This is a genomic window from Kribbella sp. NPDC059898 (genome assembly GCF_042730855.1).
Classification (GTDB): domain Bacteria; phylum Actinomycetota; class Actinomycetes; order Propionibacteriales; family Kribbellaceae; genus Kribbella.
Genome location: NZ_JBHWKR010000003.1, coordinates 417,787 through 433,116 on the forward strand (window position 1 = coordinate 417,787; position 15,330 = coordinate 433,116).

A 15,330-nucleotide genomic window follows, 5' to 3' on the forward strand; every position below is an offset into this window, starting at 1 on the left:
ATCATCGACGTCCTCAGCCGACCGAACCTGCGGAGCACTGCCGTGAGCATGGAAATGACCGCGTGGAACTCGATGTACCACGCGATGCACGCCCAGGACGACAAGAGACCGTTCTCCCGCGCCACCCTGCGGCGGATCCTCGCGTTCGCCCGTCCGCACCGGAGGCAACTGGTCTGGTTCCTCGTGCTGAGCATCGGGGCGGCCGTGCTCGCGGTCGCCACGCCGGTGCTGGCCGGCAGGGTCGTGAACGCGATCGTCGGAGCGAAGCCGTTCGGCGTCGTGCTCGGTCTCGCGGTGCTGATCGCGGTGATCGCGATCGCCGAGGCCGGGCTGAGCCTGCTGACCCGGTGGTTGTCGGCGCAGATCGGTGAAGGGCTGATCCTGGATCTCCGGACGGCCGTGTTCGACCACATCCAGCGGATGCCGATCGCGTTCTTCACCCGGACCCGGACCGGCGCGCTGGTCTCCCGGCTGAACAACGACGTGATCGGGGCGCAACGCGCGTTCAGCGACACGCTGTCCGGCGTGGTGAGCAACCTGGTCATGCTCGGGCTCACACTCGCGGTGATGCTCACCGTGTCGTGGCAGATCACGCTGCTCGCGTTGGTCATCCTGCCCGTCTTCGTCGTGCCGGCGCGCCGGATCGGGCGCCGCCTGGCCGGCCTGCAGCGGGAGGCGGCGGACTACAACGCGACCATGAGCACGCAGATGACCGAGCGGTTCTCGGCGCCAGGTGCGACGTTGGTGAAGCTGTTCGGGCGGCCCGCGCGCGAGTCGGCGGAGTTTGCGGTGCGCGCGCGGCGAGTGCGCGACATCGGCGTACGGACCGCCATGGTGCAGTGGATCTTCGTGACCGCGCTGACGCTGGTGTCGGCGCTCGCGCTCGCGGTCGTGTACGGGCTGGGCGGGTTCCTGGCACTCAAGAACCAGCTCAACGCGGGTTCCGTGGTGTCGATGGCGTTGCTGCTGACCCGGTTGTACTCGCCGCTGACCGCGCTCGCGAGTGCCCGGCTCGAGGTGATGACGGCGCTGGTCAGCTTCGAGCGGGTCTTCGAGGTGCTGGACCTGGAGCCGCTGATCAAGGACAAGCCGGATGCCGGACAGGTGCCGGAGGGGCCGGTCGCGGTGGAGTTCGACGGGGTGAGCTTCGCGTACCCGTCCGCCGACAAGGTCTCGCTGGCGTCGCTCGAGGAGGTCGCGAAGCTGGACACCCGCGGCGGCGTCGAGGTACTGCACGACGTCTCGTTCCGCGCGGAGCCCGGGGAGATGGTCGCGCTGGTCGGATCGTCGGGCGCGGGCAAGTCGACGATCGCGCAGCTGATCCCCCGGCTGTACGACGTGGACTCCGGGGCGGTGCGGCTGGCCGGGACCGACGTACGGGATGTATCGGCGGAGTCGTTGCGGGCGACGCTCGGGATGGTGACGCAGGACGGGCACCTGTTCCACGACTCGATCCGGGAGAACCTGCTGCTCGCGCGTCCGGAGGCGTCCGAGGAAGACCTGTGGGATGCGCTGGAGCGGGCGCGGTTGCTCGAGCTGATCAGGTCGTTGCCGGATCAGCTGGACACGGTTGTCGGTGAGCGTGGGTACCGGCTGTCCGGTGGTGAGCGGCAGCGGTTGACGATCGCTCGGTTGCTGCTCGCGCAGCCTCGGGTCGTGATCCTCGACGAGGCGACGGCGGCGCTCGACTCGACGAACGAGGCCGCCGTCCAGGAGGCGCTGACCGAGGCGCTTGCCGGGCGTACGGCGGTGGTGATCGCGCACCGGTTGTCCACGATCCGTGCGGCCGACCAGATCCTGGTGATCGAGGGCGGGCGGATCGTCGAGCGCGGACGGCACGCCGAACTGCTCGCGACCGGCGGCCGGTACGAGGAGCTGTATCGGACGCAGTACGACACGTCCGGGCGCGGTGCTGACGCTTTGTCATCGGCGGGCTGACCGGAGAGACTGTGGCGTGGACGAGCCGGGGACGATCAACACCATTTGCCCGACCTGTGACGGCAGCGGAGGGATCCGGATAGCGCGGGGAATCGTTCATCTGCAGGGGAATCGCCCGACCGGGCCGGCGGCGACGGCGTGGGTGCTCGAGGAGTGCCGGACGTGTGAGGGTGACGGGAAGCTGCCGGGGGTCCAGGCGCCTGGCTGAAGCCGCCTTGTGTGGTGAGGGAGGATGCCTGGGGTCTGTTGTTCCGATTCGACGCGGAGGTTCACGGGGTGCTGGGCGCAGGACAGGAACTCGCCGGATACGCAGTCGTCTTCCGCCCCTCCGACCCACCACGCACCAGCCGCCTGGCCTTCTGGGACCCAACCGGCGCCCCCCTCCCCCTACACCTCGGCCCCCAGGTAAACCTCACCCTCGCCGTCACCCCAGCCGCACCCTCCCCGGCACCTAGTCCGACGGACCCCCCAGCCGCCGAAAGTCCAACCGAGCCATCCCCGAGCGCAACTCCCACCGAGCCCTCCACGGGTGCGACTCCAACCCAACCCTCCGCCGGCGCAACTCCCACCGAACCCTCCGCCGGTGCAACTCCCACCGAACCCTCCGCCGGTGCAACTCCCACCGAACCGTCCGCGGGTGGGGTGGAGTTGCGGACTGTTCGGGCGGTTGAGGTGCCGGTGGGTGAGGCGGTGGCGGTGCTTGGGCGGTTGCGGCGGGCGGCTGGTGCGCATCCGTCGGCCGCGTTCTGGGGGGCAGCGTCGCTGGTCGCACTCCAGCTGGTTGCCCGCGGCAAGCTCCTTCCCGGTGTCTCGCCCGCCGGCCACGATGCCTGGCGGGTCGGCCCGCTGGACCCGGAGGACGTCACCCGCGTCCTGGACCTCGCCGAGTCCATGCCCCTCACCGCCCGAGCCCTCCCCCTGAGCACCACCGACGGCGCACCAGCACCCGCCGACCCACCCGGCACGCCCACCGCCTCCGGCACGCCTGGCACGCCCACCCCCGCCGGCACGCCCGGCAGGCCCACCTCCTCCGGCACGCCCAGTGCGCCCGCACCTTCCAGCACAGCCGCGCCCTCCACCACAGCCGGTGCAGCCGGTGCAGCCGGTGCAGCGGCATCTTCCGGTGCGCTCACGTCCGCGGACGGAGGCGGGGTGCGGGCGGGTGGGTCGACTGCTGGGGTGCGGTTGCCGGTGGCGGAGGAGCTTGTGCGGGAGTTTTTGGATGCGGTGGCTGATGGGATGCCGCGGTCGCCTGCTGCCGGGAAGATGCATCGGACGAGTTTGTTTGCGGCCGTGGCGCCTCAGAAGGCTGAGCGGTTGCGAGGGTGGGCGGACGAGGTATCCGCCGGGCTGGACGCCGGCGTGCGGATCTCGTTGCGGGTGGAGATGGGCGCCGAGCAGTCGTTCGGGGCCGTCGTACAGCTCCACAGCCTCAAGGATCCGACCCTGGTCAGTGACGCGGACGACGTCTGGTCGACCGACGTACCGGGGTTCGGTCCGCGGGCGCGGATCGACGCGACGCTGGCGATCCGCCGTGCCGCACGCGTCTGGCGGCCCCTCGGGCAGTTGCTCGAGTCCGCAGTACCGGATCGGATGGAACTCGCGGACGAGGAGGTCGCCGACCTGCTCGCCGGATCCGCGCAGCGGCTCGCGGCCGCGGGTGTGGACGTGCACTGGCCGCGGAGCCTCGGGCGGTCGCTCGCCGCGCGCGCCGCGATCACCTCGGCCGACGGTCCGCCCAGCGACCTGCCCGGCATCTTCCAGGGCGACCGTACGCTCGACTTCAGTTGGCAAGTGGCGCTCGGCGACGACCCGTTGACGGCGGCCGAGCTCGACCAGCTCGCCGAGTCCACCCGCCCCGTGGTCCGGCTCCGTGACCAGTGGATGCTCATCGACCCGGAGCTGGCCCGCAAGGCGCGCGAGCGGATCCTCAAACCCGTCACGGCGATCGACGCGCTCGGTGTCGCACTCACCGGCACCACCGAGATCGACGGTCAGCAGATCGCGGTCACCCCGGCCAAGTGGCTCGACGACCTGCGCGCCCGGATCGCCGACCCGGACCGTGCCGACGACCCGATCGAGCCCCCACCGGGTCTCGACGCGACGCTGCGCGACTACCAGCTCCGCGGTCTCCGCTGGCTCTCCCGGATGACGTCGCTCGGCCTCGGCGGCTGCCTCGCCGACGACATGGGCCTCGGCAAGACGATCACGCTGATCTCCTTGCACCTGCACCGCCAGCAGTCCGAGGACACCGCCGGCCCGACGCTCGTCGTTTGCCCGGCGTCGCTGCTCGGCAACTGGGAGCGCGAGATCCACCGCTTCGCCCCCGGTACGCCGGTACGCCGCTTCCACGGCACGTCCCGCTCCCTCGACGAGGCGCAGCACGGCTTCGTGCTCACGACGTACGGCACGCTCCGCCGCGACGCCGTACGGCTGGCCGGGCATCCGTGGGCGCTGGTTGTCGCCGACGAGGCGCAGCACGTGAAGAACCCGTCGTCCGGTACGGCGAAGGCGCTGCGCACCGTCCCCGCGAAGGCGCGGGTCGCACTCACCGGTACTCCGGTCGAGAACAACCTGTCCGAGCTGTGGGCGATCCTCGACTGGACGACGCCCGGGCTGCTCGGCCGGCTCGGGTCGTTCCGCAACCAGTGGGCGACGCCGATCGAGGCGGACAAGGACGAGGAGGTCGCCGCACGGCTGGCGAAGCTCGTCCGGCCGTTCCTGCTGCGCCGGAAGAAGTCCGACCCCGGCATCGCGCCGGAGCTGCCGCCGAAGACCGAGACCGACCAGCCGGTGTCGCTGACCCGCGAGCAGGTCGTGTTGTACGAGGCAACGGTCCGCGAGCTGATGGACGAGGTCCGGGCGAGTGACCGGATGGCGCGCCGCGGGCTGATCGTGAAGCTCCTGACCGGGCTGAAGCAGATCTGCAACCACCCCGCGCAGTACCTCAAGGAGCCCGACGACGCCCGGCTCACCGGCCGCTCCGGCAAGCTCGAGCTGCTCGACGAGCTCCTGCAGACGATCCTCGCCGAGGACGGCGCGGTGCTCGTGTTCACGCAGTACGTCGCGATGGCCCGGCTGCTCGAGCGGCACCTGGCGGAGCGCGGGATCAGCTCCCAACTGCTGCACGGCGGTACGCCAGTCCCGCGGCGCGAGGAGATGGTCGACCGCTTCCAGGCCGGCGAGGTACCGGTGTTCCTGCTCTCGCTGAAGGCCGCCGGCACCGGGCTGAACCTGACGCGGGCCGAGCACGTCGTGCACTACGACCGCTGGTGGAACCCGGCGGTCGAGGACCAGGCCACCGACCGCGCGTACCGGATCGGCCAGACCCGGCCGGTGCAGGTGCACCGGTTGATTGCCGAAGGCACCATCGAGGACCGGATCGCCGGCATGCTCGCGACCAAGCGCGAGCTGGCGGCGGCGGTGCTGTCCGGCGGCGAGGCGGCGCTGACCGAACTGTCCGACACCGAGCTGGCCGATCTCGTCGAGCTGCGGGGAGGTGCGCGATGACCGCCGCGCAGGGATTCCCGGCGTTCTCCGCGCAGCGGCGCAGGACGCGCGGACGCTCCTGGTGGGCGAAGGCGTGGGTGCAGGCGCTGGAGGACACGTCGCTCGACAACGACCAGCTTCGCAGGGGCCGTCGGTACGCGAACTCCGGGCAGGTCGGCACGATCACGGTCAGCCCGGGCCGGATCGCTGCCACCGTGTACTCCCCCGAGGACACGTACGAGTCCGTCGTGCAGGTCGACGAGCTGAGTGAGGACGACTGGCTCCACCTCCAGGAGCAGATCGCCGCCCGCGTCGGGCACATCGCGGCGCTGCTCGACGGCGAGATGCCGCACAGCCTGGTCGAGGCGGCGTCCGACGCCGGTGTCACGCTGCTGCCCGGCATCGGCGACCTCGATCCGAGCTGTACTTGCGACGCGTGGGAGCTGCCCTGCCAGCACGCGGCGGCGCTCTGCTACCAGGTCGCGTGGTTGCTCGACGCGGATCCGTTCGTCCTGCTGCTGCTCCGCGGGCGGACCCGCGAGGCGCTCCTCGACGAGTTGCAGGCGTCGTCGACCCGTCCCGTCGAAGCCGGCGTTGCGATCGCCGACGTCGTCACGACACCGACCGCCGAACTGCCCGAGCCGCCGGAGCTGCCCGCGAAGGTGACGATCGATCAGCTCGCCGTCGCGGGCATCGAGCCGCCGGACGGGTTCGGCCCCGCGACGTTCCAGCTGCTCGTACTGGATGCAGCGCGGCGGGCTCGCTCGATCCTGAACGCGCTCCTCCACAACACCGCCGTACCGCAGCCGCTGGACGAGTGGCAGGACACCGTCCGCCTGGCGGCCGACTTCCCGCAGCTCGACGCCGGCGAGGACGTTGCCCTCGGCATCCAAGCATGGCGGTACGGCGGGGCGCCCGGGCTCGACGTACTCGAGCACACCTGGACGCCCGACGCGGCCGAACTGAACCGTGCGCGGACCGAGTTGCGGGCGGCCGACGACGACCTGGTCGTCTTGGTGTCGGGCAACCAACTGACGCTCGGACCGGACACGCAACTGCGGCTCGACCGCGAGGGCCGGTGGCATCCGTACCGGCTGATCGACGAGGTCTGGACGCCGAGCGGGCCGCCGTCCAGGGATCCTCTCGTCGTCGACTTGTAGGTCAGGACTCGGTGACCGGGCGCATCGCGAGGCCCTCGGTACCGGCCCAGTCGGTCACGCGCTGGCCGTCGTCGGCCTCGAACGAGGTGACCGGCATCGTCACCTTGACCGGCTTCTCCGGCTCGGTCTCGCCGCCGGGGCTGCCGAGGCCGACGGTCATCGACTTCACCGGGTAGGTGTCCATGTGGCCGCCGGTCGCGAGGATGCCGGCGTACGCCTTCTCGCCCGGAGCGAGGGTGACGACCTCGTCCGCGCCGCCGGTCATCACCGGGGCGGGGCGCTGGGCGTTGCCGAGCATGACGACGGGGTAGCTCTGGACGGCGCACTTCTTGGCGCCCTTGTTGGTGGCGACGAGCATCAGGTGGCGGACGTTCTCGCCTGGGCCGTCGTAGTTCGTGACCTTGAAGGACAGGTCGGCCATCTGGCAGAGGTCGGCGGAGTCGTCCACCGGCTCCGTCGCCGAAGACTTGGTGGCCGAAGGCTTGGTGGCCGAAGTAGTTGCGCTGGACGACGGAGTCGTGCTGGACGTCGGGGTGCTGCTCGCCGACGGCGTGGTGCTTCGTTGGTCCGACGGCTTGCCCCCGTCCGACGACGTGTCGTTCGCGCCGCGGGCGGCAGCCGTCAGCAACACCGCCGCGACACCGGCTCCCAGGACAGCTGCTCTGAGTCTGTGCGGGCCTTTGCGGTTCCCCCGGGCATCAACGTTCACTGCAACTCCCCTCGATCGGCAAACTCGCATGACTGACGCGCCGCACCCGGCTAAAGTTGGTCGGACTTCGGCGAAGGAGGTGAGTTGATGACCCGGCAGGACCGCGCTGCGGCACGTTCGGCAGCGCCTTCGGTCAGTCAACTCATCCGCTTCTCCGGAAGGAATTTCCGTTGTCCTGGAACACCCGTGTCGAGACTCCGTCCGACATCGAAGTACTTCGTTCACTGACGCACGACGCCTTCGGCCGCCAGTTCGAGGTGGACTTCCTCGACGCGCATCGCGCCGACCCGGCCGCCTGGATCCCCGGGTTGATGTTCGTTGCCACCACCACCGACGACCGGCCGGTCGCCTACGCGTTGCTCACCCGCTGTCACGTCGGCGACGTACCGGTCCTGTCGCTCGGACCGGTCGCGGTACAGCCGGCGTACCAGCGTCAGGGCGCCGGTGGGGCCGCCGTACGGGCCGCGCTCGCGACGGCGCGTGACCGGGTCGAGCCGGTCGTCGTCGTCCTCGGACACGCGGAGTACTACCCGCGGTTCGGCTTCCGGCCGGCGACCGAGTTCGGCATCCGTCATCCGCAGTACGACGGTCCGAGCATGATGGCGCTCGCGCTCGGCGACGGCGCCGTACCTCAAGGGGACCTGACCTATCCGGTCACGGTCTGACCGTCCCGGCGGCGGGTGGTAAAAGGTTCAGTCAAACTCGCCGAATCACTTGCGCACGCTCCTTGTATACATGAAACAGTCGACAGTACCCCGCCTACACAGGAGCATGCGATGACTCGTCGACTCGCACTGAACCGATTCATCTGCCGCCGGACACCGGTCGGAGCCGGCGCGGCCGTGGTCGCGCTGGTTCTGACCGGTACGGCATGCTCGCCCGTGCAGCCTGCCGGCGACAGCCCGTCGGGAGGTACGTCGTCGGCCGCGCAGGACGTCTTCGGGGAGGCGGCCGACACGGCGCAGGTCAAGCAGGGCGGGACGTTGACGGTGGCCTTGTCCGCCGATCCGGACAAGCTCGACCCGACGCTGTCCCGCAGCCTGTACTCGCGCTACGTCTTCCACACGATGTGCGAGAAGCTGTACGACCTGGATCCGGACGCGAAGGTCGTCCCGCAGCTCGCGACCGCGCTGCCGACCGTCTCGGCGGACGGGCGGAGCCTGACGATCCCGCTCAGGCAGGGCGTGAAGTTCGCCGACGGCGGCACGTTCGACTCGAACGCGGTGAAGATGTCGCTGAACCGCGATCTGACGCTGGCCGGTTCAGCGCGGAAGAGCGAGCTCGGCCCGATCACCTCGATCGAGACGCCGGATCCGCAGACCGTGGTGATCAAGCTGTCCAAGCCGTTCGCCCCGTTGACCGCGGCACTCGCGGACCGGGCCGGGATGGTGCTCAGCCCGGCCGCGGTCACGAAGCTCGGCGCGAACTTCTCGAACGCGCCGGTCTGCGTCGGCCCGTTCAAGTTCGCCGGCCGGGTCGCCCAGAACTCGATCAAGGTGGTGAAGGATCCGCTGTACTACGACGCGGCCAAGGTGCACCTCGACGCGATCGAGTACCGGATCATCACCGACTCCAGCATCCGGTCCGCGAACCTGAAGTCGGGTGACGCGCAGGTCGCGGACTCGCTGTCCACACAGGACGCGCCCGAACTCCAGAAGGACTCCGCGGTCAGCGTTCTGCAGTCGCAGTCGCTCGGGTACCAGGGCCTGACGATCAACATCGCCAACGCGAACGGCGTCGGCAACACACTGAAGCCGCTGGACAGTCCGCTCGCGAAGGACCCGAAGGTCCGGCAGGCACTCGCCCTGTCGATCGATCGCGAGGCTCTGGTGAAGTCGATCTTCAACGGGCTGAACACGGTCGCCTGTTCGCCGATCTCCCCGAAGAGCCAGTTCACCTCCGACCCGGCGCAGGTCTGCCCGGCGCACGATCCGGCGAAGGCGAAGCAGCTGCTGGCCGACGCCGGCGTGAGTACGCCGTACAAGGTCGAGATGATCACGTCCAACAACCCGGACAGCCTCCGGCTGGCGCAGGCCCTGCAGGGCATGGTGAAGGAGGGCGGGTTCGATCTGGTCATCAAGCCGGTCGAGTACGCCGCTCTGCTCGACCAGCAGGACCGCGGCGACTTCGAGCTGCTGCAGCTCGGCTGGTCCGGCCGGGTCGACCCGGACGCGAACATCTACAACTTCGTCGGCACCACCGGCAGCCAGAACGTCTCCGGGTACAGCAGTCCTGACGTCGACAAGCTTCTCACCCAGGCCCGCGAGTCCACCGATCAGGCCGAGCGCGTGAAGCTGTACGGCGAGGTCGTCGGCAAGCTGCAGCAGGACGATCCGATCGTCTACCTGTACCGGCAGCGCAACCTGACCGGCGTCTCGAAGAAGCTGCTCGGAATCCAGGTCTACCCCGACGGGGTGATCCGCACCGCGTTCGCGGGATTCGCCAAGTGAGGCGGTACCTGCTCGGGCGGCTCTGGCAGTCGGCGGTGACGCTCGTCCTCGCGACGATCGTGGTGTTCGTCGGGGTACGGGCGTTGCCCGGGGATCCCGCGCTGGCGTTGGCCGGCGAGGACCGGGATCCGGAGTCGCTGCGGGCGATCCGGCAGCAGTACGGGCTCGACCAGTCGTGGCTCGTCCAGTTCTGGCAGTTCGTCAGTCACGCCGCGCGCGGAGACCTCGGGCAGTCGATCCGGACCGGTGCGCCGGTCAGGTCGATGATCGTCAGCGCGTTGCCGGTGACGATCGAGCTGTCGGTGCTGGCGATCCTGATCGCGAGCGTGATCGGCGTCGGCGCGGGCGTGATTGCCGCCGTACGGCGTGGACGTCCGGCGGAGTGGGCCGCGAACGGGCTCGCGCTGCTCGGCCTGTCGGTACCGCACTTCTGGCTCGGGCTGATGGCGATCCTGTACCTGTCCGTTGCCCTCGGCCTCTTTCCGGCGTCCGGCTTCGTGCCGTTCTTCAGCGACCCGATCGCGAACCTGCACCATCTGATCCTGCCGTCGCTGATCCTCGGCACTGGCCTTGCCGCGGTGATCATGCGGCAGACCCGGTCGTCGATGCTCGACGCGTTGTCGGCCGACTACATCAGGACGGCGGAAGCGAAGGGCCTGCCGCCGAGGGCCGTCGTCGGAAAGCATGCCCTGCGCAACAGTCTGATCGTGGTGGTGACGGTCGTCGGGCTGCAGCTCGGCGCGCTGATCTCCGGGGCGGTCGTCACCGAGCGGATCTTCGCGCTGCCCGGTTTCGGCAAGCTGACCGTGGACGCGGTGTTCCAGCGCGACTACCCCGTCATCCAGGCGGTCGTCCTGGTCACCGCGACGGCGTACATCGTCATCAATCTGCTGGTCGACCTGCTGTATTCCGTGATCGATCCGCGCATCCGGGTCCGAGGTGAGGTGTGATGGCCGTCGCCGAAGCAGTGACCGCCGCGCCGCTGCGCAGCAACCGCCGGCGGGTGGTTCGTAGGATTGTCCACAATCCGCTCGCTCTGACGGGACTGGCGGTCCTGGCGATCGCGGTCGTGCTCGCGGTCTTCGCGAACTGGCTCGCGCCGCACGAGCCCACCCAGAACCACCTCGACCACGCGTTCGCGCCGCCGGGAACGGCCGGGTACGCACTCGGCACCGACGACCTCGGTCGCGACGTGCTGTCCCGGATCATGTTCGGGCTGCGCGCGTCGCTGCACGTCGGCGTACTCGCGGTCGCGTTCTCGCTCGTCGTCGGCGTACCGCTCGGGCTGATCGCCGGGTACTTCCGGACCGTCGACGCACTGATCTCGCGGCTGACCGATCTCGTCCTGGCGTTCCCGTTCCTGATCCTCGCCGTCGGGCTGGCCGCGATCCGCGGCGCGAGCCTCGGCAACGCGGCGATCGCGATCGGGATCGCGCAGATCCCGGGCATGATCCGGATCGTCCGGTCCGAGACGCTCCGGCTGAAGTCGCTCGACTTCGTCGCGGCGGCCGTCGTCGAAGGTGCCGGTGACGCCTGGGTGCTCGGCCGGCACATCCTGCCGAACGCCGGGTCCGCGATCATCGTGCAGGCGACCGTCGGTATCCCGGCGGCGATCCTCGGCGAAGCGGTGCTGTCGTTCCTCGGGCTCGGCATCCAGCCGCCGGCGCCCAGCCTCGGCACCATGCTCGCGGACGCGCAACAGTTCGCGTCCCGGGCGCCGTGGGCCGCGGTGATGCCGGGCGTCGCGATCATGCTGCTCACGCTGGCGTTCAACATCGTCGGCGACAGCCTCCGCGACGCCCTCGACCCGAAGGCGAGCCGCAGATGAAACCTGTCCTGGCGCTGCACGACCTGTCGGTCAGCTTCCGGACCGAGGACGGACCGCTGTCCGCCGTCGACCGGGTCAGCCTCGAGGTCGGCGACGGCGAGGTACTCGCGGTGGTCGGCGAGTCCGGCTGCGGGAAGAGCGTCACCGCGATGAGCATCGCCGGCCTGCTCCCCCGGACCGCGACCGTCACCGGCTCCGTCGTACTGGACGGCACCGAGCTGATCGGCGCCGGCAGGCGCACGCTGCGCTCGATCCGCGGGCGCGAGGTCGCGTACATCTTCCAGGAGCCGATGACCTCGCTGAACCCGGTCTTCACCGTCGGCCACCAGATCACCGAGGTACTGCGCACCCACATCGGCCTGAACCGCCAGGCCGCCCGCGCCCGCGCGGTCGAACTCCTCAAGCTGGTCGGCATCCCGTCCGCCGAACGCCGGATCGGCGACTACCCGCACCAGCTGTCCGGCGGGATGCGGCAGCGCGTGATGATCGCGATGGCCGTCGCCTGCGACCCGAAGGTGCTGATCGCCGACGAACCCACGACCGCGCTCGACGTGACGATCCAGGCCGGCATCCTCGACGTACTGCGCGGACTGCGGGAACGGCTCGGGACGAGCATCGTGCTGATCACGCACGATCTCGGCGTCGTCGCGGACCTCGCCGACCGGGTCGCCGTGATGTACGCCGGACGGGTGGTGGAGACCGCCGAGGTCCACGCGCTGTTCGCGCACCCGCAGCACCCGTACACGAGCGGGCTGCTCGGCGCGTCCCCCGCAGCCGCCCGGTCCGCAGAATCGCAACGGCTGAACGAGATTCCCGGCCTCGTGCCGGTGCTGAGCGAGCAGCCCGACGCGTGCACGTTCGCCGATCGTTGTCCGCGCGTACTCGACACCTGTACGACGTCCCAGCCCGCGTTGAGCGACGGACCGCATCGCGTGGCCTGCTGGAACGCCGCCCGAGTGGAGGTCTGAATGGATGCCCTGGAAGTCGAGGATCTGGTCATGCACTTCGGTCCGGTCCGGGCCGTCGACGGCATCACGCTCAGGATCCGGGAAGGGTCCGTGGTCGCGTTGGTCGGTGAGAGCGGCTCCGGCAAGTCGACCGTGGGCCGCTGCGTCGTCCGGCTGCTCGAACCGACCGGCGGTACGGTCCGGCTCGCGGGCGCGGACATCACGCATCTGAACCGCCGCCAGTTGAGGCCGCATCGGCGCAACGTGTCGATCGTGTTCCAGGACCCGGCCGGATCGCTCGATCCGCGGCTCTCGGTGGGCGACATCGTCGGGGAACCACTCCGGCTGATGCGGCGCGGCGACGTACGGAACCGGGTCGCGGAGGAGCTCCGGCGGGTCGGTCTGCGGCCCGAGGTCGCACAGCGGGCGCCGCACGAGCTGTCCGGCGGTCAGCGGCAGCGCGTCAGCATCGCCCGTGCGTTGATCTCCGAACCGCGCCTGCTGGTCGCCGACGAGCCGACGAGTGCGCTCGACGTGTCGGTGCAGGCCGCCGTACTGAATCTGCTCGCCGATCTGCAGCGGGACCTCGGGTTCGCGTGCCTGTTCATCACGCACGACCTGTCCGCGGTCGAGTACCTCGCGGACGACGTCGCGGTGATGTACCTCGGTCAGCTCGTCGAGCAAGGTCCGCGGCGGCGGATCTTCGGGCACCCGGCGCACCCGTACACGCAGTCGCTGCTGTCCGCGGCGCCGGTCCCGGATCCGGTCGAGCAGCGCGCCCGGCGGCCGGTGCTGCTCGGCGACGACCTCCCGTCGGCGATCGACCCGCCACCCGGCTGCCGGTTCCACACCCGATGCCCGGTCGCGGTGGACACATGCCGGACGGTCGTGCCGGAACCACGCACGATCGGCGAAGGTGGACACCAGGTGGCCTGTCACCTGGTCAACGACGACGGAACCGGACCAGACGTACGACTGAACGAAGGAGCTGCCCCATGACCTTCACCACCCGCCCGACGCTGCGCGGTACGTTCGGGATGGTCTCGTCCACGCACTGGCTCGCGTCGCAGTCCGCGATGCGGATCCTCGAGCTCGGCGGGAACGCGTTCGACGCGGGTGCCGCGGCCGGGTTCGTGCTGCACGTGGTCGAGCCGCACCTCAACGGGCCGGGCGGCGAAGTACCGGCGATCATCGCGACCGCGGCCGACCCGGCGCCGCGAGTGCTGTGCGGGCAGGGCGTCGCGCCGGCCGGTGCGACCATCGAGTACTACCGGTCGCTCGGGCTCACCCTCGTCCCCGGATCCGGTCCGCTCGCGGCGACCGTTCCGGGCGCGGTCGACGCCTGGCTGCTCCTGCTGCGTGATCACGGGACGCTGCCGCTGAACGTCGTACTCGAGCCGGCCATCGAGTACGCGCGGAACGGGCATCCGCTGGTGCCGCGGATCGCGGACACGATCGGGACGGTGCAGGAGCTGTTCGAGCAGCACTGGCCGACGTCGGCGGCGCTCTGGCTGAAGGACGGGCGGGCGGTGACCGGGCGGTTCAGGAATCCGGCGTACGCCGCGACGCTCGAGCGGCTGGTCGGCTCGGCGACCGGCGGCGATCGGGAGGAGCAGATCGAGCGGGCGCGGAAGGCGTGGCGGGAAGGGTTCGTTGCGGAGGCGGTGGACAAGTTCTCGCGGATCCCGCACCGGGATTCGAGCGGGGAGGATCACGGCGGGCTGATCACGGGCGCGGACATGGCGGCATTCGAGTCGAGCTGGGAGGAACCGGCGACGTACGACTGGAACGGGTACACGGTCGCGAAGACCGGTCCGTGGGGGCAGGGGCCGGGGCTGTTGCAGTCGCTCGCTGTGCTTGCGGCGCTGGGCGAGGTGGACCTCGACAGCGCCGAGGGTGTGCACGCGACGGTGGAGGTGATGAAGCTGTCGTACGCCGATCGGGAGGCCTGGTACGGCGACGGGTACGACGTACCGCTGGAGACGTTGCTCTCCCCCGGGTATGCGGCCGAGAGGGCGAAGTTGGTCGGGGCGGAGGCATCGCTGGAGTTGCGACCGGGGCGGCCGGACGGGCGTACGCCGGTGCTGCCGTCGATTGCTCTCGGCAACGAGACGGGCGATGCGACGACGGGTGAGCCGACGGTTTCCGCGGTGGGTGAGACGCGGGGCGATACGTGTCATGTGGACGTCGTGGATCGGTGGGGGAACATGATCTCCGCGACGCCGAGTGGTGGGTGGCTGCAGTCGTCGCCGACGATTCCGGAGCTTGGGTTCTGTCTGGGGAGCCGGGCGCAGATGTTCTGGTTGGAGGAGGGACTGCCGGCTTCGCTGGCGCCCGGTCGGCGGCCTCGGACGACGCTGACGCCTACGTTGGTGTTGCGGGACGGGGCGGCGGTGATGGCGTGTGGGTCGCCGGGTGGGGATCAGCAGGACCAGTGGCAGTTGCTGTTCTTGTTGCGGCATCTGGGTGCGGGGGTCGATCTGCAGGAGGCGATCGACGCGCCGGCTTGGCATACGACTGGCTTCCCGTCGTCGTTCTATCCGCGGGCGACGGAGCCTGGTGGGTTGGTGATCGAGAGCCGGGTCGGTCCGGGGATTCGCGACGAGCTGGTACGACGTGGGCACGTCGTCACCGAGTCCGACCCGTGGAGCCTCGGCCGGCTGTGCGCCGTACGCAAAGAACCCGACGGGGTGCTAGCAGCAGCCGCCAACCCCCGCGGCATGCAGGGCTACGCCGTAGGCCGCTGAATCAACACCCCTCGCCTGCCCGCCGCACAGCGGCGGGCAGGCGGGTGGTGAGCGCGGGGTGG

At 70.2% G+C, this 15,330-nt stretch carries 11 protein-coding genes; 10 read left to right on the plus strand and 1 reads right to left on the minus strand.

The genetic code is table 11. The annotated features are described in order from the left end of the window. The first annotated feature begins 54 nt into the window (after positions 1-54). The 3 genes from ACFV9C_RS12185 to ACFV9C_RS12195 all read left to right on the plus strand — a co-directional run bounded on the left by ACFV9C_RS12185 (position 55) and on the right by ACFV9C_RS12195 (position 6,587). On the plus strand, positions 55-1,938 hold the full coding sequence (locus ACFV9C_RS12185; protein WP_380193546.1) for an ABC transporter ATP-binding protein: 1,884 nt from the start codon (positions 55-57) through the stop codon (positions 1,936-1,938). A 678-nt stretch (positions 1,939-2,616) separates the two neighbouring features. Then, entirely contained in the window at positions 2,617-5,448 is a 2,832-nt protein-coding gene (locus ACFV9C_RS12190; RefSeq protein ID WP_380192974.1) for an SNF2-related protein, read from the plus strand. After that, positions 5,445-6,587: an SWIM zinc finger family protein gene (locus ACFV9C_RS12195; protein WP_380192976.1), complete on the plus strand. Its 1,143-nt coding sequence runs from the start codon at positions 5,445-5,447 to the stop codon at positions 6,585-6,587. Before ACFV9C_RS12190 ends, ACFV9C_RS12195 begins: the two co-directional genes overlap by 4 nt. 1 nt (position 6,588) lies before the next feature. Here the strand turns inward: ACFV9C_RS12195 and ACFV9C_RS12200 are convergent, their stop codons facing one another. Beyond that, positions 6,589-7,296: a DUF4232 domain-containing protein gene (locus ACFV9C_RS12200; protein WP_380192978.1), complete on the minus strand. Its 708-nt coding sequence runs from the start codon at positions 7,294-7,296 to the stop codon at positions 6,589-6,591. 170 nt (positions 7,297-7,466) lie between these two features. Between ACFV9C_RS12200 and ACFV9C_RS12205 the strand changes: the two genes are divergently transcribed. From ACFV9C_RS12205 to ACFV9C_RS12235, 7 genes are all read left to right on the plus strand, one after another. Further along, complete coding sequence (locus ACFV9C_RS12205; RefSeq protein WP_380192980.1) at positions 7,467-7,961, plus strand: GNAT family N-acetyltransferase; 495 nt, start codon at positions 7,467-7,469, stop codon at positions 7,959-7,961. 111 nt (positions 7,962-8,072) lie between these two features. Continuing rightward, positions 8,073-9,746: an ABC transporter substrate-binding protein gene (locus ACFV9C_RS12210; protein ID WP_380192982.1), complete on the plus strand. Its 1,674-nt coding sequence runs from the start codon at positions 8,073-8,075 to the stop codon at positions 9,744-9,746. Continuing rightward, the gene (locus tag ACFV9C_RS12215) at positions 9,743-10,696 is read left to right on the plus strand and encodes an ABC transporter permease (RefSeq protein WP_380192984.1); all 954 of its coding nucleotides are present in this window, start codon (positions 9,743-9,745) and stop codon (positions 10,694-10,696) included. The genes ACFV9C_RS12210 and ACFV9C_RS12215 overlap by 4 nt, the downstream gene beginning before the upstream one ends. Next, positions 10,696-11,574 (plus strand): ABC transporter permease, encoded by an 879-nt coding sequence (locus ACFV9C_RS12220; RefSeq protein WP_380192985.1) that lies wholly within the window; start codon positions 10,696-10,698, stop codon positions 11,572-11,574. The genes ACFV9C_RS12215 and ACFV9C_RS12220 overlap by 1 nt, the downstream gene beginning before the upstream one ends. Next, positions 11,571-12,542: an ABC transporter ATP-binding protein gene (locus ACFV9C_RS12225; protein ID WP_380192987.1), complete on the plus strand. Its 972-nt coding sequence runs from the start codon at positions 11,571-11,573 to the stop codon at positions 12,540-12,542. Before ACFV9C_RS12220 ends, ACFV9C_RS12225 begins: the two co-directional genes overlap by 4 nt. Beyond that, positions 12,543-13,520 carry an ABC transporter ATP-binding protein gene (locus ACFV9C_RS12230; RefSeq protein WP_380192988.1) on the plus strand — a complete coding sequence of 326 codons (978 nt, stop codon included), beginning with the start codon at positions 12,543-12,545 and terminating at the stop codon, positions 13,518-13,520. Continuing rightward, positions 13,517-15,268 (plus strand): gamma-glutamyltransferase family protein, encoded by a 1,752-nt coding sequence (locus tag ACFV9C_RS12235; RefSeq protein WP_380192990.1) that lies wholly within the window; start codon positions 13,517-13,519, stop codon positions 15,266-15,268. The genes ACFV9C_RS12230 and ACFV9C_RS12235 overlap by 4 nt, the downstream gene beginning before the upstream one ends. Positions 15,269-15,330 lie beyond the last annotated feature (62 nt).